Genomic DNA, 20740 nt, shown 5'->3' on the forward strand with positions numbered 1-20740 from the left:
AAGTCGCCAGGACTGACCAGGTGTTAAGCAGCAGGGTTAACCTCCGAAGAGTCGGGCGTGGTTGATGCGAATGCGATCCTTTACGAAGTTCTCGGAAATACCGGTTAGTCTCCCACTCCCAAACCATGCCAACGCGAAGGCCGGCATGCCCAAGGACACGACGATCACACGACGTGCACTGCTGCGCTGCATCGCCTGGAGCAGCGCTGCGGCCATCTCTCCGGCGGCGGCGATCGCCGGGCCCGAGGCGCCCTATCCCGCGCGCCCGGTCACCTGGGTCATTCCGTTCGCGCCCGGCGGGGCCACCGGCCGGCTGTCGCTGCTGATCTGCGATCGGCTGTCGCGCCGGCTCGGCCAGCCCTTCGTGCTCGACCACCGGCCCGGCGCCGGCGGCGCCGTGGCGACCAAGAGCGTCGCGACCGCCGCCCCTGACGGCTACACGATCCTCGCCACCTCCACCGCCAACATCATCACCGCCTCCAGCGGCGCCCCGCCCGCCCCCGACGAGGATCTCATTCCGGTCGCCGGCATGGCCCGCATGCCGCTGCTGCTGCTGGTCAGCAAGCAGCTGCCGGTGAAGACGCTGCCCGAATTCCTCGCCTATGCCCGCGCCAATCCCGGCAAGCTCAGCGTCGGCTCGGCCGGCCCGAGCACGATCCAGATGCTGTCGGCCGAGCTGTTCCGGACGCTGGCGGGCGTCAGCTGGTCCATCGTGCACTATCGCGGCTCGGGACCGGCGCTGCTGGACCTCGCCTCCGGCCACATCCATGCGATGTTCGACAACACCGCCTCCGCCGTCGACCTGCTGCGCAGCGGCAAGGTCCGGGCGCTGGCGGTGTCGACGCGCGAACGCGCCGCGGCCTTCCCCGACCTGCCGCCGGTCGCCGACGTGCTGCCGGCATTCGAGACCTCCGGCTTCTACGGCGTCGCGGTGCCGCGCGGCACGCCGAAGCCGATCGTCGACCTGCTCAACCGCGAGATCAACGACGCGCTCGCCGATCCCGAGATCATCCAGCACTTCGCCGAGATCGGCGCGACGCCGCTCGCCGGCGACACCGGCGTCTATGCTGCGACCTACCACGCCGAGATCATGCACTGGCGCAAGCTGATGCCGCAGGCGAGCGCGAAGAACTGATCTTCGCGCCCGCATCTCTCGTCCTCAGCCCGCCACGCCCTGCAGCACCAGCCGGTTGAGCCGGGCGGCGAACGCGGCCGGATCCTCGGGCAGCTCGCCGTCGAGGATCTGCGCCTGCTCCAGCAGCAGGAACGACATGTCGTCGACCTTGTCCTTGTCGGCCGCCGCCTTGGCGATCGCCACCACCAGCGGATGGCGCAGGTTGATCTCCAGGATCGGCTTGGTGCGGGCGCCGCGCGCCTGCTGCGACAGGATCCGCTCCAGCTCGCGGTCCGGCCCATGGCTGCCGGCGACCAGGCACGAGGCGCTGGTGGTGAGCCGGGTCGAGACCTTCACGTCGGTGACGCGATCGCCGAGGCTCGCCTTGATCAGCGCCACCGTGTTGGCCTCGTCGGCCTGAGGCTTCTCCGCCTCCTCGGCCTTCTGCTCCTCGGTGACCGGGATGGACTCGAAGTTGATGTCGCCCTGGCTCAGCGACTTCAGCGGCTTGCCGTCGAACTCCAGCCGCGCCGAGGTCCAGAACGCATCGACCGGATCGGTCAGCAGCAACACCTCGATGCCGCGCGCCTTGGCGGCCTCAAGCCGCGGGTTGGACTTCAGCCGCTCCAGGCTGTCGCCGACCAGGAAGTAGATCTCGGTCTGGTTCTCCTTGAGGCCCTCGACATACTGTTTCAGCGAGCGCCGCTCGCCCGTGGTCGTGGTGAAGCGCGACAGCGCCAGCAGCTTGTCGCGGCGCTCGAAGTCCTCGTACAGCCCTTCCTTGATCACGGCCGCAAAGGCGTCCCAGATCTTGTCGAAATTCTCCGCGTCCTTCTCGGCGAGCTGCTCCAGCTCGCTGATCACGCGCGTGGTCACGGCTTTCCGGATCTGCGCCAGCTGCGGATTGTTCTGCAGCATCTCGCGCGAGATGTTGAGCGGCAGGTCCTCGCTGTCGATCACGCCGCGGATGAAGCGCAAGTAAGCCGGCAGCAGGTCGGCATCGTCGGTGATGAAGACCCGGCGGACATAGAGCTTGACCTTGCCCTTGCGCGCCGGCTCGAACAGGTCGAACGGCTTGGTCGAAGGCGCGAACAGCAGCACGGCGTAGGAATAGCGGCCCTCGGCGCGGTAGTGCAATGTCATCGCCGGGTCGTCGAAGGCGTTGGCGATCGACTTGTAGGCGGTCTTGTAGTCCTCAGGCGTCAGCTCCGACTTGGAGCGCTGCCACAGCGCGCTGGCCGAATTGATCTGGCGCGGCTCGCCCTCGGCGGCGACCAGCATGATCGGAAACTGGATGTTGTCGGAGTACGCGGTGACGATGCGCTCGATCTCGTAGGTCTCGAGATATTTCTTGGCGTCGTCCTTGAGGTGCAGCACGATCTCGGTGCCGCGCGCCACGCGGCTAGCCTCCTCCTCGGAGGCCGGCGCGACCTCGAAGCCGGCGCCGCCGGTCGAGGTCCAGGTCCAGACCTCGCTGCCGCCGGCACGGCGGCTGATCACGGTGATGCGGTCGGCGACCATGAAGGCCGAGTAGAAGCCGACGCCGAACTGGCCGATCAGGCCGGTGCCGTCCTTGGCCTCGGACAGCTTCTGCACGAACGCCTTGGTGCCGGAGCGCGCGATGGTGCCGAGATGGTCGATCAGCTCCTGGCGGTCCATGCCGATGCCGCTGTCGGCGATCGTGAGCGTGCTGGCGTCCTTGTTCGGAATGATGCGGATCTGCGGCGGCTCGCCCTCGCCGATCAGCTCGGGCCTGGCGATCGCCTCATAGCGGAGCTTGTCACAGGCGTCGGAGGCATTGGAGATCAGCTCGCGAAGGAAAATATCGGTCTCGGAATAGACCGAGTGCACCATCAGATGCAGCAGCTCGGAGACTTCGGCCTGAAATGGATGGGATACGGTGGCGGTGTCGGTCATCGTCATGCGTCTTCCCGGAAGCAATCGCGGTTGAGGAGAGACCGTCGATATAGCGCTGACGCCGCCGTGATCAAGAGTTTGGGAGAGGGGTGGTCGGATCGGAGGCCGAGCGGCACGCTTGGCCTCCCTGGGGGAGAGCTTGTGCCCGGCTCCATCGGCACGAGCGGTGCGCTCCCTCTCCCCGTTCTTCACGGGGAGAGGGGCAGCTCCGCGGGTGGTGCTTGCCGCCGAGCTCGGATGCTTCCCCGTTGCCGAAGAGAGAAGTGCGAGGTCCCCAACAGAAATGCGCAGGAAGGGGGGCACGTCTCTTCCGCTTAGACCTCCCGTGCGGCTGCCCCTCACCCCGACCCTCTCCCCGTGAAGAACGGGGAGAGGGAGCGCACCTTCCGTGCGGTTGGCGGAGAGGCAACACAGTTGACATGGATCAATGACCGAACTCGCGGAGCCGGCGCATGTTGTCCGATACGCCTGATGCGCCGGGCTTATTATTTGTTGCATATGCAACAAATTTATCACCGCACCGGGCACATTCATTGTGACAACATCATAATGTCACCTCAGCTTCACTGAAGCCATCTACGGCTCGATCCCGTTCCACCAAGCCACGGGGATTCGCATGCCGCGCTACTACAAAGTCCTGCAGACGCAGCGCTTCGACGACTATCGCTACTATCATCAGAGCCGGATCAATCAGACGCTGCACCTGATCAGCGCCGTGATCTTCCTCGTCGCCTACGCGCTGCTGTTCAAGGACCCGGCGATGGCCGGGCTGGTCGGCTGGCTGGCGATGCTGACGCGCCAGGCTGGGCACTTCTTCTTCGAGCCGAACGGCTACGACCACGTCAACGACGTCACCAACGACTACAAGGAAGCGGTCAAGGTCGGCTACAATCAGAGCCGCAAGATCGCGCTGCTGACGGTGTGGGGCCTGGTGCCGGTCGCGCTGTTCGCCTTCCCCACGCTGTTCGGCCTGTTCGACCCGCCGGTGACCCGCACGGACTTCATCCGCCACGTCGGCGTGCTGTGGCTCGCCGTCGGCATCGGCGGCGGCCTGTTTCGCGTGATCCAGCTGTTCGCGACGCAGGACGTCTCGACCGGCCTGATCTGGGCGTTCAAGGTGCTGACCGACCCGTTCCACAACATCGCGCTGTACTGGAAGTCGCCGCTGGCGCTGCTGCGCGGCGAACTGATCGACCCGACCATCAAGGACGCCTCGCATTGGGGCGCGGCGGAGGACGACGACGCCGAGGAGGCCGCGCATCTCACCTGATGTGCCTCTCGCGCTTCCACCGCCCGCCGCGCGGGCGGTGGAACCAGCTGCGACCATCAACAACATGGAACGACTCTTCCGCTGCGCCGTTGCGGCCTCAGTGCTGGTGGCCTTCAGGAGCTTTCCATGTGTGACTACAGCCTCCATACTGTCGCTTCCCGTGATGCCAAGATCGACGACGTGCTGGTCTCCTGTCGCTTTCCCGGCACGGAGACCCGCGGCTTCTGCACCAAGAACGATCCGTTGACCGCTGTCTGCCTGCGGCCCGGCACCGAGCTGGCCTTCGAAGGCGACGTCCGCATCAAGGGCTTCTTCTTCCGCCGCAAGGTCGGCGCGCAGCTCGCCCGTTTCCGCCAGGTCGACACCAACAAGCCGACCGAGCATCACGACGCGCTCGAATTCGCCAACGGCCGCATCGTCAAGGTCACCGACCTCGCCGCCGGCCAGCGCGCCCGCGTGCTGCAGATGCCGGCCGATCCCGCCAGCAAGCGGACGGCGACGCCGGTCACGATCGAACTGCGCGCGACGCAGCTCTGAGAGCCCGGACATCATCGACGGCTGCGCCACGGCGCCGCCGTCCCCGATCGGCAGCCGAGAACCCGACCGCTCGCTGACAGCCATTCGGTTGCTGGCCGAAAGCTTGCCCACGTCGCATCCGCGCGCGCTGTGCTCCGCATGCGCTGCTCCGAACATCGTCATCATCAGAACTGATCCGCATGCGTAGGCGCGTTCCCGCGGCACATGCGATGCCCGGGTGGTGCGGCCGTCATCCCTCTCAGATGCAGAGGGCGCGGGGAAGGCCGGGTGCTGACCACGGCCCATGGCCCGCCTGCAACAAGGAAAGCAGGCGGCAGTCACCACAGGTCGGGCCACCAAGCGGCCTCCCCCGCGCAATGGTTTTACGGTGTCCTTCGTGCTCTCCCTGGGGATCGGCGTTCTTGCCCCCATCGCCCGCGTGTGCCGTCAAGCAACGACCGCGGACTTGACCTCAGCGTCGAGAGGCCAGGACCACACGACTTCGCCGTCCGCGTCGGCCTGTGCTCGTCTGGCACAGCCGTCACGTCCATCGCAGCCCACCTCACGTTCGTGACGACGCGTCCGTCCCTCTGCTCGAGGCGGGATGGAGGGAGATAAACATGATTTCGGAAAAGAAGCAAGGTAAATTTCGGTAAGAACGAATTTGATCCGCGTCGTATTCGACGCCGATATTGTGCGAGGTGCGCCCCCGGAGGGCGGTGCGCTCCCCTCCCCCTTGCGGGGAGGGGTTGGGGGTGGGGGTCTCCGGGCGATGAGCTTTGTTGGGACGCACCGGCTCAAAAGCGATCGCGCTTTATCGACAGACTGCCGGTGGGGACCCCCACCCCCGACCCCTCCCCGCAAGGGGGAGGGGAGCGGAGCGGCGGGCGTGGCCTAATCCGGCAAATTGGTGAACTTCGGGCGCCAGACGCCGAGGATGACGTTGACCGTGGCGACGCCGAGCATCACCCAGATGGCGCCCTGTTCGGTGCCGAAATTTGGCGCCAGCGTCGCTGGGTCGATCTGGCCGGCGACGGCGCGGGCGGCTTCTTCAGCGGCCTCCTGCATCGGGCCCTGCACGGCGGCGAAGCCCCATTCGAAGACGAGGATGCCGGAGGCGAGCTTGGCCAGCGCCCAGCCGGCGCTGTGCAGGGCGCGGTTGATGGCGATGGCGAGCAGGCCCGCGACCAAAGTGAGGCCGAGCGAGGGGAAGAACACGTAGTTGACGATGGCCCCCATCGCCGCGCGCATCTCGGCATAATGCGACAGCGACACCGAGGGCTGCGGGATCAGGCCGAGCAGCACGACCAGGCAGGCCATGGCGCCCATCATGCCGATCGCGCCCATCGTATGCAGGAACTTCATCAGCCGTCGCATGGCGTTCCCCCTGGAGCGGCGTGGACCGAATGCATGTGGACTGCCGGCGGAGAGCACGCATCGCGCGCCCTGCCTGGGTGTCCGCGTCAGCCGGAGCGCGCCGGGCGAATCCCAGCAGCTTAAACGAACGGCGCGAAACCGCGGATCAATTCGCAGCAGCTACCAATGCCGCGTTCCCGGCGCGCCCTTGAACGGACCGACCACGCGCGACGTGATCCAGCCGCCATAGAAGTCGCCTTCTTGCGCTGCAACACGCTCCTCGCCGACGAAGCAGGCATCGACGCGGGACGCGTAGAACGCCAGATGTCGCGCGATCGGCGTGAAGGATGCGGTCGGCTGCTCGTAACTCCACGCCGCCTGCTCGGAGATGCGGCCATCGACATCCAGCGTCCAATATCCGGCAAAGCCCTTGAACTCGCAGAAGGAGCGGCCAGGCGCGCGGCGCAGCCACTGCATCGCAACGTGGTGCGGCGGGATGTAGTAGACCGGCGGGTGGCTGGTCTCGAGCACGCGATAGCCGTCTTGCGTGTCGGCGATCGTGACGCCGGCGAATTCGACGCGCAGCCTCGCCGTGCAACGCTCCAGTCGCGGTGGCCGCGGATAGTCCCACACCGATTCCTGTCCTGGTCCTGGCGCGATACGCTGCATTCCGATCCCTCCGCATGCGGACCAGCCCGCATGGCCGGCCGGCGACATCGGGATCAGAACGACGCTGGCGTCAGCAGGGATCAGCGTGCATCAGCTGCTGGACCTGGATCGCACCGGCTCGGGGCTCTTCGAGGTCAGGTCGGCTCCCGGCGCGCGCTCGATCCGGTACAGCTGGACATAGCTGCCGCGATACAGCGGCGACAATCCGGCGACCGTCGGCTGGCGTCGCGGCGGACCGATGAGAAGCACATCGTCGAAATCAGACCGCCAGCGATCCAGATAGGATGGCGGCGGCCCGTCGGACACCAGATCCGGCGCGCGCAGCCATCGCCATTCGACCGGCTCTCCCAGCGGCTCGGCGAGTTGATCGAACGGCGCGCGCACGATGACCGGCTGCATCGCCGGATGCGCGAACATCAGGGGCCAGAAGGCGCGGCGCTCGATCACGAGCAGGGCCGCCAGATGCGTATCGACCCGATGGACACCGGGCAAGGTCCGCTCGGTTCGGCTGCCGTCGTCGATCCCCTCCAGCTCGCCATTGGTCGCGAGCACGCGCGTTCCCGGCTGCACTTGCGCGATCGCCGCACGCAATTCGGCGAGATCATCACGATGATCGATCCAGCCTGCGCCGACATCGACACAGCGCAGGATCGTAAGCGCCCCGAGCACGAGCCCGGCATACGCAGCGCCGCGTCGGCTGAGCCGCGGTTGCAGCCCGGCGAACAGCAGCAGGCCCATCATCGTGGCAATCCGGAAATCGATATAGACGCCGTTGATGGCCTTCGCGGGGGCGATGACGAAGCCGAGCAGCAGCGCGCAAAGCGCGAGCAAGAGACCGGGAGCGAGTTCGATCTGTCTGCGGATCAGGACCAGCAGCGACAGCACGGCGCAGGCGGTGAGAAGCGTCAGCCCGGTGCTGGTGGTCATGAACGGAGCAAAGATCCACCACAGCTTCGGCTGCCACAGCCAGGGGCCGGGCCGCGCGCCGGCTTCGCCGAGCGGGCCGAGCGCATAGAGCGTCAGCGCGGGCATGACCGACAGCGCGAGCGCCGCGGCTGTGAGTCCGAGCTCTCGCGGCAGGCCCGTCGACCCGCGCAGCCGCCACAGCCGCTCGGCTTCGGCCGCGCCGACGATCACGGCGAAGAAGACGAGGCCGAGGATGTGCGACAGGAAGGTCGCCGTCGCCGCGAGCATGCCCCAGGCCGTCAGCAGCCACCAATCGCCACGTCGGCGCAGCATCAGCCAGCCGGCGGCGCCGCCGAGCGCCAGCCCGAGCGACATCTGGAAGTTCATGAAGCCGAGCAGGAAGACGCCGTTATAGGCGATGACGCCGGCGGCCAGCGGCCACAAGGACAAGCGACCGAACGCGGCGCGATGATAGGCCACGACGCCGGCGAGCGGCGCGAACAGGCTGAGCGCAAGCAGAATGCGGCCGCCGACATGAACGTCGGTGAAACGCAACAGCGCCGTGCCGATCAGGTCCATGCCGAGATTGGGCAGGATGCGCCAGTTCGGCTGGTACATCTGCGACAGCACGGGATCATCGGGATGCGCCAGCACGAACAGGCGCGCGAGGTGATTGGGATAGTCGAGCACCGGCGGCACGTCGACCAGCAGGAACGGGGTCGCGAGCACGATTGCGAGCAGGAGCGCCAGGACGAGCCAGAGGCGAGGAAGGGAGCGCGTCGTGGCAGCTGACGGAGGCTGCGGAGCCGCGCCGGCTTCGACAGGCAGCCCGGGTCGATCCTGCGCGGAAAGGCCGGCGAACGACCAGAACGGTTGCAGACGCATCGAGGTACCCACTCCCACCGGGATACTTCGATACCATCCGATCTCAGACGGCAAGGCAGCGGCGACGCAGCCTTATGGTTGTACCTAATGCCCCGTTAAATTACGGGGGCTGAGCCACTCAGGCGATGGCCTGGAGATAGCGCGCCACCGAGCGGTCGAAGGCCGCCTTGCCGTCGCTGGCCACGTTCTTCTGCCACCACGCGCCATAGATGCGATCAAAGGCGAGCGGCGCGACCGCGTCGGCGATGCGGCGCACGGCGGCGGCGCCGAGCGGGATGTAGTTCGGATAGGAATACATGAAGCTGACGTGGCGGCGGTCCATCGCGACCATCGCGATGTCGCCGGCGAACAGCGCCCCCTTGCCTGCCGCGCCCGCGCGCCAATGCAGCATGGTGGCGCCGGCGAAATGCCCGCCGGTGCGCAGCAGCACCACATCGTCGGAAATGGCGATGCGATCGCCGGTCCACGGCACGATCGCCGGATGCGGCCGGGTGACGAAGGCGCGGTCGTCGCCATGAAGATAGATCGGGATGTTGCCGAACGCCTCGCTCCAATCGGCGACGGCGCCATAATAGTGCGGATGCGACACCGCGATGGCCTTGAGGCCGCCGAGGCTGCGGACATGCGCAATGGCCGCATCGGTCGCCAGCGGGATGCAATCCCACATCACGCAGCCGTCGCGCTCGGGGATCAGCAGCGCGCGCTGGCCGATCGCAAAGCCGGGGTCCAGAGCGAGGCCGGTCAGGCCGTCATCGTCGCGCCAGACGAGCTGATGTTTCGCGGCGAGTTCGTCCCGGCTGAGGAAGCGCTGGCCGTTCCAGTTCACATATTGCCGTTCGTCCTCGCAGACCACGCAGGCCTGCGGCGGCGCCGGCGTATCGGCGAACTGCGCGCCGCATTGAAAGCAGGTCCAGAGCGGCATCGATCACCTCGTGAGGTTGCAAGGAGTGAAGCATAGCATGGCGGCCGCGCGTCGGCATGGTCGCGCACCGGTTCCTGATGGCCTATCGTCCGCCCGTTCAGACCAGGAGCCCCGGGACATGCCGACCACGCCGCGCCGCGCCTTCGTTCACCGCCTGCCAATGCGCAGCCCCGATGATGTCGGCGCGCTCGAATCTGCCATTGCGCAAGGCACGATCGATCCCGCCGGCATCGTCGCCATTCTCGGCAAGACCGAGGGCAACGGCTGCGTCAATGATTTCACCCGTGCCTTCGCCGTGCGCTCGCTCGAGGCGCTGCTTGGCCGCTACCTCGCCGCCGATGCGCTGCGCGAGATCGCGATGGTGATGTCCGGCGGCACCGAGGGCGCGCTGTCACCGCACATGATCGTGTTCGAGGCGCGCCGGGACAGCGGCGCGTCCGACGAGCCGCGGCGGTTTGCGACCTCGCTCGCGCTCGGGCGCGCGCGGACAAGCGTGCTGGCGAGCGAGCATCTCGGCCGCATGCGGCAGGTGGAGCTGGTCGCCGAGGGCGTGCGCGCGGCAATGGCCGACGCCGGCATCCGCGACGCCGCCGACGTCCACTACGTGCAGGTCAAGTGCCCGCTGCTGACGATGGAGCGGATCGAGGCGGCGGAGGCGCGCGGCGCCCGCACCGCCGTTCGCGACACGCTGAAGTCGATGGGATTTTCCCGTGGCGCCTCGGCGCTGGGCGTGGCCGTCGCGCTCGGCGAGCTTGAGCTGGCCGAGCTGTCCGATGCCATGATCTGTTCCGATTTCTCGCGCTTCAGCCGGCGCGCTGCGACCTCCGGCGGCGTCGAACTGCTCGACCACGAGATCATGGTCGCCGGCATGTCGGCCGACTGGCGCGGGCCGCTCGCGATCGATCATGGCGTGATGGCGGATGCGATCGACATCGAGCCGGCGCGGCAGGCGCTCGCGCGGCTCGGGCTCGGCGTGGCCGGCCAGGTCCCGGCCGGCGAGCGCGGCCGCATCGCAGCGGTGCTCGCCAAGGCAGAAGCGGCGCAAGGCGGCCGGGTCCGCGGCCAGCGGCACACCATGCTGGACGACAGCGACGTCTCCTCGACCCGGCATGCCCGGGCCTTTGTCGGCGGCGCGCTCGCCGGCCTGTTTGGCTTCACCGATCTGTTCGTCTCCGGCGGCGCCGAGCACCAGGGCCCGGACGGCGGCGGGCCGGTCGCGGTCATCGCGGAGCGATGCTGAGCGCCGTCTGGATCCCCCAGGAACCCCTGCACAAACACCGGTGCCTCCGCTCCCCTCCCCGCAAGGGGGAGGGGAGCGCACCGGTACCGTGGCGGCAGTTCGGACTCGCTGGACGCCGGCCTGCGACATAATGCGCCTCTCAGCGGCGAACGGTAACAAAAAACCGTGGAATGAGGCAGCACGAAGGATTGCGAATAATTCTCACCTGCATCAGGTAATATCGTCCTAGTGCAGTCACGGATGTAACGACCTTTCACCCAAATTCACGGCCTTGTTGAGAGAGGTTCGCAATTGGAACAAGCCAGTTGCAGACCTCACGAACAACAATTCAGTCCTTGAGCAACCATTGGGGTGGTGAGTATGGGTCGAGCTGTCTTTCCAGCGAGCTTGCGCGGAGGCCCCGCGCTTCGGGGGGAACCCTCCTCTGACGTATCCGGAGTCAAGGTGTCGGCGGTCGCGGGACTGATCGCCGTCGCCTCGTTCTCCGGCGCCGAGGCGCAGCAGGCGCCCCTGCCCTCCGTCACCGTCGAGGCGCCGACCGCCCGCGCCAAGCCCGCGCCATCGCGGCCGTCAGCCGAACAGATCCGCGCCCGCAGCGCGCTGCGCCGCGCCGCGCGCCCGCCGCAGCAGCCGCCGGCCCAGACCGGACCGCAGACGCCGCCGGACGCCAACCCGTATGCCGACGCCGCCGCGCCCTACAAGGTCGACCGCGTCGCCTCCGGCAAGTTCACCGAGAAGCTGGTCAATACGCCGAAGACCATCACGGTGATGAGCAAGGAGGTGATGGAGGACAAGCGCATCACCACCCTGAAGGAGGTCGGCCGCTCCACCGCCGGCGTCACGCTCGGCTCCGGCGAGGGTGGCAACGCGTTCGGCGACCGCTTCTTCATCCGCGGCTTCGACGCGCGCAACGACATCTTCATCGACGGCATCCGCGATCCCGCGGTGTCGGTGCGCGAGAACTTCTTCACCGAGCAGGTCGAGATCCTGCGCGGGCCCGCATCCGCCTATGCCGGCCGCGGCACGGCCGGCGGCGCCATCAACATCATCACCAAGCAGGCCGGCGACCGCAATTTCTACAACGCCGAATCGACTGTTGGCACCGATCAGACCAAGCGCGTCACGCTCGACGTCAACCAGACGATCTCGCCGACCTTTGCGGTGCGCACCGGCGGCCTGTTCCAGGACGCCAATGTCGCGGGGCGCGACCACGTCACCGACGATCGCTGGGGCGGCTTCATCTCGACCAAATGGACGCCGAACGATTCGGTGAAGGTCACGACCAACTACGTCCACACCGATCTCTCCGGCTACCCGGATTTCGGCGTGCCGTTCTACAAGCAGGGCAACATCCCTGCAACCTCGGCCGGCATCCCGCGCACCAACTGGTACGGCTTCCTCAACCGCGACTTCCAGGCGGCGCGGCAGGATTTCGGCACGCTGGCGGGCGAGCTGAAGCTCAGCGACAGCGTCACCTTCACCAGCAAGCTGCGCGGCGAGCATTCCGAGCTCAACTACATCGGCACCCTGCCGAATGCGAGCGTGGCGGGAACGGCCAACGCCGATCCGACCAAATGGTTCTTCAACGCCAGCGCGCAGAGCCGCTATCAACTGGTCGACAACTGGGCCAACCAGAACGATCTGACGTTCAGATACGACACCGGTCCGATCAAGCACACCACGGTGATGGGCACCGAGTTTTCCAAGGAGAAGATCTCGATCGACCGCTATGCCGGCCTGACCTCGGAGGCGTTCGGCTCGCAAGGCACCACCGGCGGCGGACTGCAGAACCAGAACATGTTCAGTCCCGCCTATACCAACCTGCCGTTCACCACCGTGCCCTATCTGACCGGCAATCCGACGCGCTACGACGTCGACAGCAAGAGCGCCTATGTCATCGACACCGCCAACTGGCGCGACACGCTGATCCTCTCCAGCGGCATCCGCTATGACGGCTACGCGATGCGCTCGTCGAACAACACGGCGTCGGCGACGGTCGATTCCGACCTGATCAACTACAATGTCGGCCTCGTCTTCAAGCCGCTGCCGATCGGCAGCCTCTATGCGGCCTATGCGACCTCGGCCAATCCGTTCGGCTCGGAGCTCGACGGCACCGCGACCGATTACGGCGGCATTCCGCCGAACAGCACCATCATCCTCGGGCCGGAGCGCAACAAGGGCGCCGAGATCGGCACCAAATGGGAGCTGGTCGACCGCCATCTCCTGGTGACCGGCGCGCTGTTCCAGACCGAGAAGGAGAACGCCCGCGAGACCGTCAACGGACTGCTGACCTCGGGTGCCGCCTACCGCATCCAGGGCATCGACATCGAGGCCGAGGGCAAGATCACCGATCGCTGGAGCATCTTCGGCGGCCTGGTTCTGATGCAGTCGAAGGTGACGCAGAGCGGCATCGCCTCCAACAACGGCCTGCAGCTCGCCAACATCGCGCACCAGTCGCTGAGCGTGCTGTCCAAGTACAAGTTCGACGACGGCTGGGAGATCGGCGGCCAGGCCGTATACCGGTCGAAAGTGTTCGGCGGCACCTTCGCGGCCAACACCGGCAACGAGCTGCCGAGCTACTGGCGCTTCGATGCCTTCGTGGAGAAGCAGATCGACAAGAACTGGAGCATGAAGGTGTATGCCCAGAACATCACCAACCAGCTCTATTACGACACGTTCTACCGCAGCGCCGTGCCGTTCACGCAGGTCGCTCCCGGCCGCGCGTTCTATCTGATCACCACCGCGAAGTTCTGAGCCGGACATCGTCCCGATCCAGAAACAGTTTCGCCAAACTCCCGCCGCATCCTTCGGGCGCGGCGGGAGACGGACCGACGAACTGATCGACCGAACAGCGCGCAGGAGGCCCAATCAACCGCAGAGAAGGCTCGACATCAGCGTCGCTCTCCCATCTCGAATTGAATGACGAACATCAGCGCAACCAGGAGGTCTCAATTGTTGCCGTGAGGCGACAGTCCGGGGATCAACTCCCATTTTCGGAAATGGATGGAAACTTTTCGCATTCCGGCCACGAGCGGAACCAGCTTTGGACCGCTTTCCCTCGCTTCTTGACTTGCATTCGCAACAGGCACGCGCCCGTTGCGGGCGTTCAACGAACCAGGTTCTCGCGGACCAAGGTTCACAAAACCCAAGTCAAGTTGCGTAACGAATGGGGTGGTCGAAGATGGGTAAGGCAGTCTTTCCAAGGAGCTTGAGAGGAGCCGGCGGGCACGAATGGGAATCACCGGCTGACGTGTCGGGCGTGACGGTCTCGGCAGTGGCCGGCCTGATCGCGGTCGCGTCGTTCTCCAGTGCCGAAGCCCAGCAGGCGCCGCTGCCGTCCGTCAATGTCGAAGCGCCGGTGGCGCGTCCGAAGCCCGCGGCCTCGCGCCCATCCACGGAGCAGATCCGCGCCCGCGACGCGATGCGTCGCGCCGCCCGCCAGCAACAGCAGCAGCAGGTCGCGGCTCCCGTCAGCAACCTGCCGCCCGACCGCAACCCCTATTCGAGCCCCGCCTCCGACTACAAGGGCGAGCGGCTGCAGGCCTCGGGCAAATTCCCCGAGAAGCTCCTGAACACGCCGAAGACCGTCACGGTCCTCAGCAAGGAAATCCTGGCCGACAAGAACTCCACCAGCCTGAAATCCGCCGTGCTCTCCACCGCCGGCGTGACGCTCGGCACCGGCGAAGGCGGCAATGCGTTCGGCGACCGCTTCTTCATCCGCGGCTTCGACGCCCGCAACGACGTGTTCATCGACGGCGTGCGTGATGCCGGCGTCTCGGTGCGCGAGAACTTCTTCACCGAGCAGGTCGAGATCCTGCGCGGCCCGGCGTCGTCCTTCGCCGGCCGCGGCACCACCGGCGGTGCGATCAACATCGTGACCAAGCAGGCCACGACCGAGAACAGCTTCTACAACATGGACACGACGTTCGGCACCGACCAGACCAAGCGCGTGGTGATCGACGTCAACCAGAAGATCACGCCGACCTTCGCAGCCCGCGTCGGCGGCCTGTTCCAGGACGCCGGCGTGGCGGGGCGCGACTACGTCACCGACAACCGCAATGGCGGCTTCATCGCCACTAAATGGACGCCGCTCGACACGGTGACGCTGGCGGCCAACTACATCCACAGCGAGGTCTCGGGACGCCCTGACTTCGGCGTGCCGTACTATCGGCTGCCCGGCAATCTGACCGCCGGGGCGCCCTTCCCCGAAATGGGATCGCCGCGGACCGCCTGGTACGGTTTCGTCAACCGCGACTTCCAGCGCATCGGTCAGGACATCGGCTCGTTCAACGCGGAAGTGAAGGTCACCCCCGACCTGACGATCTCCGACAAGATCCGGGTGTCGCGTTCGACCCTGAACTACATCGGCACCCTGCCCGAAGGCGCCACGATCACCAATCCGATCCAGAACTCGGTGATCCGGGCCAATCCGCAGAGCCGCTTCCAGCAGACCGACGTTCTCGCCAACCAGCTGGATGCGACCTACAAGTTCGACACCGGCCCGTTCAAGCACACGCTGGTCGCAGGCCTCGAGGTCTCGCAGGAAAAGGCCATCATCAACAGCTACACCGGCCTGACCTCCGAGCAGCAGGGCCTCGCCTTCGCGGGCAACGGCTCGCTCTCGAACGTCAGCGTGTTCAACCCGCAGTTCACCAACCTGCCGTTCGGCATTCCCTCGCTCGGCCAGTTCCCGACCAACATCAAGATCGACACCACGAGCGTCTACGCGCTCGACAGCGTCAACTATCGTGACTTCGTCATCCTCAATGGCGGCGTCCGCTACGACAAATACGACGTTCGCGTCGACGGCTTCGGCACCGTCAACGGCGTCGCCAACACGCCGGGCTCGACCGCGGCCTCCAGCGGCCTGCCGAACTTCAACGTCGGCCTCACCTTGAAGCCGCTGCCCTATGCCAGCGTCTATGCGGCCTATGCGACATCGTCCAATCCGGTCGGCGCCGAGTTCGACGGCCTCAGCGCGCAATATGGCGGCATCTCGGCCGTCACCAACGGTGGTGCCAACCAGGTGTTCGGGCCCGAGAAGAACACCTCGATCGAGATCGGCACCAAATGGGAGCTGCTCGACGGCCGCCTGCTGGTCACCGGCGCGCTGTTCCAGACCGAGAAGGAGAACGCCCGCGAGTCGCGCAACATCGCCAACAGGGCCCAGGCCACGGCCGACTGCCCCTATCCGGTCGGGACCACCGGCAACGTGCCGTGTCTGTCGGCAGGCGCAGCCTACCGCATCCGCGGCATCGACCTGCAGGCGGGCGGGAAGCTGACCGACAAATGGAGCATCTTCGGCGGCCTCGTGCTGATGGAATCCGAGGTGACGAAGTCGAACATCCCGCCGGCCAACACGGCGCTGTTCACCAGCAATGTCGGCCTGCAGCTCGCCAATACCGCCCATCAGTCGTTCAGCCTGCTGACGAAGTACCAGCTCAACGACACCTGGGAGATCGGCGGTCAGGCCGTCTACCGCTCCAAGATCTATGGCGGCACCTGGCTCGCGGCCAACCAGGGCACCGAGCTGCCGAGCTACTGGCGCTTCGATGCGTTCGCCGAGGCCAAGATCAACAAGAACTGGACGGCGAAGGTGTTTGTTGCCAACATCTTCGACAAGCTCTACTACGACGCATTCTATCAGAGTGCCACGCCGTTTACGCTTGTCGGCCCAGGAAGGAGCGCATCGATCGTCGTCTCCGGACGGTTCTGACCTCAGGGCAAGCGAGCCGGGGCACATTATCGAGTTGATGAGTTCATGCTGATCTGTGTCCCCGGTATCTTGAGCAAAGACGATGTGGCGGAGTTCCGCCGCATCATGGATTCCAGCGACTGGGAGGACGGCCGTTCGACGGCCGGCGCCCAGTCGGCCATGGTCAAGCGCAACGAGCAGCTACCGCCCGACAGCGAGGTGGCGCGCAAGCTCGGCCACCGCATCATCTCGGCGATGACCGCCAATCCGCGCTTTCTCGCCGCCGCCATCCCCCAGCAGATCTTCCCGCCGCTGTTCAATCGCTACAGCGCCGAGTCGGGACATCATTTCGGCATTCACGTCGACAACGCCGTGCGTGGCGACAAGCTCACCGGCCTGCGCATCCGCACGGATCTCTCGGTCACGCTGTTTCTCTCCGAGCCCGAGGACTACGATGGCGGCGAGCTCGTCATCGAGGACCTCTACGGTTCGCGTGAGGTGAAGCTGCCGGCCGGCGACCTCGTGCTATATCCCGCCTCGAGCCTGCACATGGTGACGCCGGTGACGCGGGGCGTCCGCGTCGCCTCGTTCTTCTGGCTGCAGAGCATGATCCGGGATCCGCTCGCCCGCAGCATGATCTTCGATCTCGACACGACCATCCAGGGCCTGTCGCAGCGTCTCGGACGTGACGATCCGGAGATGGTTCGGCTGACCGGCCTTTATCACAACCTGATCCGCTACTGGGCCGATGTCTGAGCCCGGGTCTCACCGGCGCGTCAGTATCCTCTGCCAGCGAGCTGCGGCTCAGGAGCCTCGGCTCGCCGATCCGTGTTCCTTTCGCGCGCGGCCCTGCCGCTTCGACAGCCGAGACCCTGTCCTCGGCGGGTCGATCATCAGCACGGCAGTCGATCACCTGCGCATCCCTCCGAACCAGATCGTGCGCGATTGTCTTTCAGCGCTTCAGTCGATGTGTCGCATCGTCGGTCGCCCGCCCGCATGCCACAGTGAGCGCGGTCACCCGCTTCGATCACTTGCGCACCGAATCATCCAAATCGGGCGCAGCGCGCCGATCTCGCCGCGGGACCGCTGCTAAGCTGGCGCTGATCTTTTTCCGCGGCCACGACTAATTAGAATTGATGGAAGTCCGAACGGCGGCAATTGCGTGATCTGCAGGCCGCATTGGTGGCGACCGGCATCCTTCGAATCGTTCCAGATTAGAAACTTCAGATAGTTAGTGCACGACAAGCGCCTTCAAGCGACGATCCGCTAGCCGCACGGCATGCTCTCGCACATCGCATCGCACGCACGGGCTTGATTGCCGACATTGATGAACCCGGTTTGAGTCAAGGCAGCGTCTCAAATCAGCCCCGTTGCGCCGTGAATCATTACCGCAAGTTTAACTACTAGGGGTGTGCAGCAACATGTTCAGGATCGTTCTTCATGTCGGAGCGGTGATCGCAGCCGTTTCGGCCGGCGCCATGGCGCACGCCGAGCAGCCGTCCACCTCGCCGAGACCTGGCCAGGCTGCTGTTGCGCCACAGATCGCTGCGACGGCGCCCGCCCCCGCGGCCGCAGCGCGAAGCACCCCGAGCACACCGGCACCCGCGGCGACGATCGCGCAGGCCCAGGCGCCGGTCAGCGCCGCCACAACTAACAATACGGCGCAGGCACAGCCAGCCGCGGCGAAGCCCGTGACCACCGGTCAGGCACCGACGCTGGCGCCGGCAGCCGTCGCGCCACAGCCGGCAACGACCGCGGCAGCGCCGGCCGCAGCGGTCGCGCCGGCGGCGACGACGCCGCCCGCGGCCCCTGCGGCTGCCGCCGACGCACACGCGCCGACCGCGACCGAGGCCGTCACCGACGCGTCGCCAGCCGACAAGGCAAAGGAGCAGGCCGACAAGCCGGCCCAGACCACGACGCAGGCGGCCACGCACGTGCCCCACGACCTGTCGCCGTGGTCGATGTTCCTCGCCGCCGACATCCTCGTGAAGTCGGTGATGATGGGCCTTGCACTCGCCTCGCTCGCGACCTGGACCGTCTTCATCGCCAAGACCATCGAGTTCGGCATCCTGCGCCGCAAGCTGGGCAGCGCGCTGCGCAAGGTGGACAACGTCCGCTGGCTGTCCGAAGCGAAGCTCGCCTTGGGCTCGCGCCAGACCGTCTTGAACGCGCTGATCGACGCCGCCATGCATGAGATCAGATTGTCGTCCGAGCTGCCGTCTCACGGCGTGAACGAACGCGCTGCGTCGAGCTTCTCGGAGATCGTGCGTGCCGAAGGCCGCCGCTGTCGGACCGGCATGGGACTGCTCGCCACCATCGGCTCGATCTCGCCCTTCGTGGGTCTGTTCGGCACCGTCTGGGGCATCATGAACAGCTTCATCGGCATCTCGAAGTCGCAGACCACGAACCTCGCGGTCGTCGCTCCCGGCATCGCCGAGGCGCTGCTCGCGACCGCCATCGGCCTCGTCGCCGCCATCCCCGCCGTCATCATCTACAACCACTTCACGCGGGTGACGAAGGGCTACATGGAGCTCGTCAACCGGTCCTCCGGCGCCACGGCCCGCATGCTGTCACGTGATCTCGATCGCGGCCAGAGCCACCACACGCCGCATGACAGCCGCTTCGAGCCGATCCACGTCCACTCCGCGCCTCCGATGGCGCTGGCCGCGGAGTAAGCGCAATGGCGGTCTCTCTTTCGGAAGCCGATGGCGACGACGATCTTGGCGAATCCAGCGACATCAACGTCACGCCGTTCATCGACGTGATCCTGGTGCTGCTGATCATCTTCATGGTGGCGGCGCCGCTGTCGACGGTCGACGTGCCCGTCGACCTGCCGACCTCGTCGGCGACGCCGCAGAAGAAGCCGGACAAGCCGATCTATGTCAGCATCAAGCCGGACCTGACCTTGTTCGTCGGCGAAGAGCAGGTCAAGCGCGCGAGCCTGGTGAGCACGCTCGAGCACATTCCCGACGCCGCGAAGGACAAGTTCATCTTTCTCCGGGCGGACCGCGGCGTCGCCTATGGCGAATTGATGGACGTGATGGAACTGCTGCGGACCGGCGGCTATCCGAAGATCAAGCTGGTCACGGTCGAAGGCGTCCCGCAGGCGGCCGCACAGGCTGCACATTGACTCCCCTGTAACGACGGAAGTGAAGAATGGTCGAACACAAGTATCAAGGAGCGTCGCGCCGCTTGTGGATCTCAGCCGCCATCGGCGCGGTGATGCTGCACGGCGGCGGCGCCGCTCTCGCGGTCGTCCATCTCAGCGGCCAAGAACAGGAAGGCGGCCTTGGCGCCGCCGGCGCCGAGTTCGCCCTCGAGATGGCGTCGCCCCAGGTCGAGGACAACGATCTTCCGCCCGGCCCCGACAGCGACGCGGCCGAGGCCGCGCCGGAACAGATGCAGCAGACCGCCGAGGTCAAGGAGTCCGATGCGGTCAAGGACAAGCCGACCGAGACCGAGGAGGAGGCCGATCGGGTCGTCACGATGAACGAGCCGAAGAAGCCGGAGAAGGAAGAGCAGCAACAGGCGCAGCAGCAGGCGGAAGCCTCCGTCGCATCCGCCGCGCAGGAGGAGTCGGCGCGCAAGGCCCTCGACGAGGCGGCTCCGCCGGCCGAAACCGCCAAGGCGCCGAATCCCGGCATGGGCAAGGACAAGCAGAAGCTGACCAACGATTGGGGACGCAAGATCAGCGCCTATTTCGAGCTGCACAAGAAGTATCCGGACGGCAAGAAGCACAACGGCACCGTCAAGGTCGCGCTGGTGCTGAGCCGCGCCGGCAAGGTGATGTCGGCGTCGGTGATGCAGTCCTGCGGTGACCCGATGTTCGACAACGCGGCCCTGTCGATGATCCGCCGCTCCGACCCGGTGCCCGCGCCGCCGGCCGGGCTGACCGACGATCAGTTCAGCTTCAGCCTCGACGTGAACTTCAATCAGAAGAAGTAGTCGCGCGCCCTTACGGATGCATCCATAGACCAGGCAGCGCTGGCGATCACGCGGGCGCTGCCTTTTCGTGTGCGAGTGGCCGCGATGCGGCCTCGCCGCATGGCGACCGATTTGGACCCCTGCCCTGAGGGGCTGGCTCATGACAATCGAGGTTCTTGCGCTCATCTCTTTCCACGTCGTCATGGCCGGGCTTGTCCCGGCCATCCACGTCGGTCGGCATGCTGGGAACGACGTGGATGCCCGGGACAAGCCCGGGCATGACGGAGTCACTCATTGGCAGACGTATCTATGACGAGATGGCGATC

General features: G+C 66.3%; 15 protein-coding genes. 10 read left to right on the forward strand and 5 right to left on the reverse strand.

Translation table 11 applies throughout. The annotated features are described in order from the left end of the window. The first annotated feature begins 145 nt into the window (after window positions 1-145). Window positions 146-1135, forward strand: a complete 990-nt coding sequence (locus ACQR0Z_RS27210) for a tripartite tricarboxylate transporter substrate binding protein (protein ID WP_434920683.1) — start codon at window positions 146-148, stop codon at window positions 1133-1135. 24 nt (window positions 1136-1159) lie between these two features. Here the strand turns inward: ACQR0Z_RS27210 and htpG are convergent, their stop codons facing one another. Next, entirely contained in the window at window positions 1160-3037 is a 1878-nt protein-coding gene (gene htpG / locus ACQR0Z_RS27215) for a molecular chaperone HtpG (RefSeq protein WP_434920684.1), read from the reverse strand. A 610-nt stretch (window positions 3038-3647) separates the two neighbouring features. Between htpG and ACQR0Z_RS27220 the strand changes: the two genes are divergently transcribed. Next, a complete protein-coding gene (locus ACQR0Z_RS27220) occupies window positions 3648-4301 on the forward strand; it encodes an Mpo1-like protein (protein ID WP_434861083.1) in 654 nt (217 codons plus the stop codon). 126 nt (window positions 4302-4427) lie between these two features. Next, complete coding sequence (locus ACQR0Z_RS27225) at window positions 4428-4838, forward strand: hypothetical protein (RefSeq protein ID WP_434861084.1); 411 nt, start codon at window positions 4428-4430, stop codon at window positions 4836-4838. Between the two features lie 873 nt (window positions 4839-5711). Here the strand turns inward: ACQR0Z_RS27225 and ACQR0Z_RS27230 are convergent. From ACQR0Z_RS27230 to ACQR0Z_RS27245, 4 genes are all read right to left on the reverse strand, one after another. Continuing rightward, window positions 5712-6194 (reverse strand): hypothetical protein, encoded by a 483-nt coding sequence (locus tag ACQR0Z_RS27230; RefSeq protein WP_434861085.1) that lies wholly within the window; start codon window positions 6192-6194, stop codon window positions 5712-5714. A gap of 159 nt (window positions 6195-6353) precedes the next feature. Further along, window positions 6354-6842 carry a DUF427 domain-containing protein gene (locus ACQR0Z_RS27235; protein WP_434861086.1) on the reverse strand — a complete coding sequence of 163 codons (489 nt, stop codon included), beginning with the start codon at window positions 6840-6842 and terminating at the stop codon, window positions 6354-6356. 90 nt (window positions 6843-6932) lie between these two features. Continuing rightward, window positions 6933-8633, reverse strand: a complete 1701-nt coding sequence (locus tag ACQR0Z_RS27240; protein WP_434920685.1) for a hypothetical protein — start codon at window positions 8631-8633, stop codon at window positions 6933-6935. 118 nt (window positions 8634-8751) lie between these two features. Then, complete coding sequence (locus tag ACQR0Z_RS27245; protein WP_434861088.1) at window positions 8752-9555, reverse strand: MBL fold metallo-hydrolase; 804 nt, start codon at window positions 9553-9555, stop codon at window positions 8752-8754. A gap of 118 nt (window positions 9556-9673) precedes the next feature. On the opposite strand from ACQR0Z_RS27245, the gene ACQR0Z_RS27250 reads away from it, so the two are divergent. The 7 genes from ACQR0Z_RS27250 (at window position 9674) to ACQR0Z_RS27280 (ending at window position 20435) form a co-directional block, all read left to right on the forward strand. After that, on the forward strand, window positions 9674-10795 hold the full coding sequence (locus ACQR0Z_RS27250) for a ring-opening amidohydrolase (RefSeq protein ID WP_434861089.1): 1122 nt from the start codon (window positions 9674-9676) through the stop codon (window positions 10793-10795). A gap of 360 nt (window positions 10796-11155) precedes the next feature. Further along, window positions 11156-13549: a TonB-dependent siderophore receptor gene (locus tag ACQR0Z_RS27255; protein ID WP_434920686.1), complete on the forward strand. Its 2394-nt coding sequence runs from the start codon at window positions 11156-11158 to the stop codon at window positions 13547-13549. A 427-nt stretch (window positions 13550-13976) separates the two neighbouring features. Then, window positions 13977-16511 carry a TonB-dependent receptor gene (locus ACQR0Z_RS27260; RefSeq protein ID WP_434920687.1) on the forward strand — a complete coding sequence of 845 codons (2535 nt, stop codon included), beginning with the start codon at window positions 13977-13979 and terminating at the stop codon, window positions 16509-16511. A gap of 45 nt (window positions 16512-16556) precedes the next feature. Continuing rightward, complete coding sequence (locus ACQR0Z_RS27265; protein WP_434920688.1) at window positions 16557-17246, forward strand: Fe2+-dependent dioxygenase; 690 nt, start codon at window positions 16557-16559, stop codon at window positions 17244-17246. A gap of 665 nt (window positions 17247-17911) precedes the next feature. Further along, a complete protein-coding gene (exbB, locus tag ACQR0Z_RS27270; protein WP_434920689.1) occupies window positions 17912-19165 on the forward strand; it encodes a tonB-system energizer ExbB in 1254 nt (417 codons plus the stop codon). A 5-nt stretch (window positions 19166-19170) separates the two neighbouring features. Beyond that, window positions 19171-19620 carry a TonB system transport protein ExbD gene (exbD, locus tag ACQR0Z_RS27275; protein WP_434920690.1) on the forward strand — a complete coding sequence of 150 codons (450 nt, stop codon included), beginning with the start codon at window positions 19171-19173 and terminating at the stop codon, window positions 19618-19620. A 26-nt stretch (window positions 19621-19646) separates the two neighbouring features. Then, window positions 19647-20435 carry an energy transducer TonB family protein gene (locus tag ACQR0Z_RS27280; protein WP_434920691.1) on the forward strand — a complete coding sequence of 263 codons (789 nt, stop codon included), beginning with the start codon at window positions 19647-19649 and terminating at the stop codon, window positions 20433-20435. The last annotated feature ends 305 nt before the right edge of the window (window positions 20436-20740 follow it).

The sequence above is a fragment of the Bradyrhizobium sp. HKCCYLS3077 genome, assembly GCF_051167555.1.
Classification (GTDB): Bacteria; Pseudomonadota; Alphaproteobacteria; order Rhizobiales; family Xanthobacteraceae; genus Bradyrhizobium.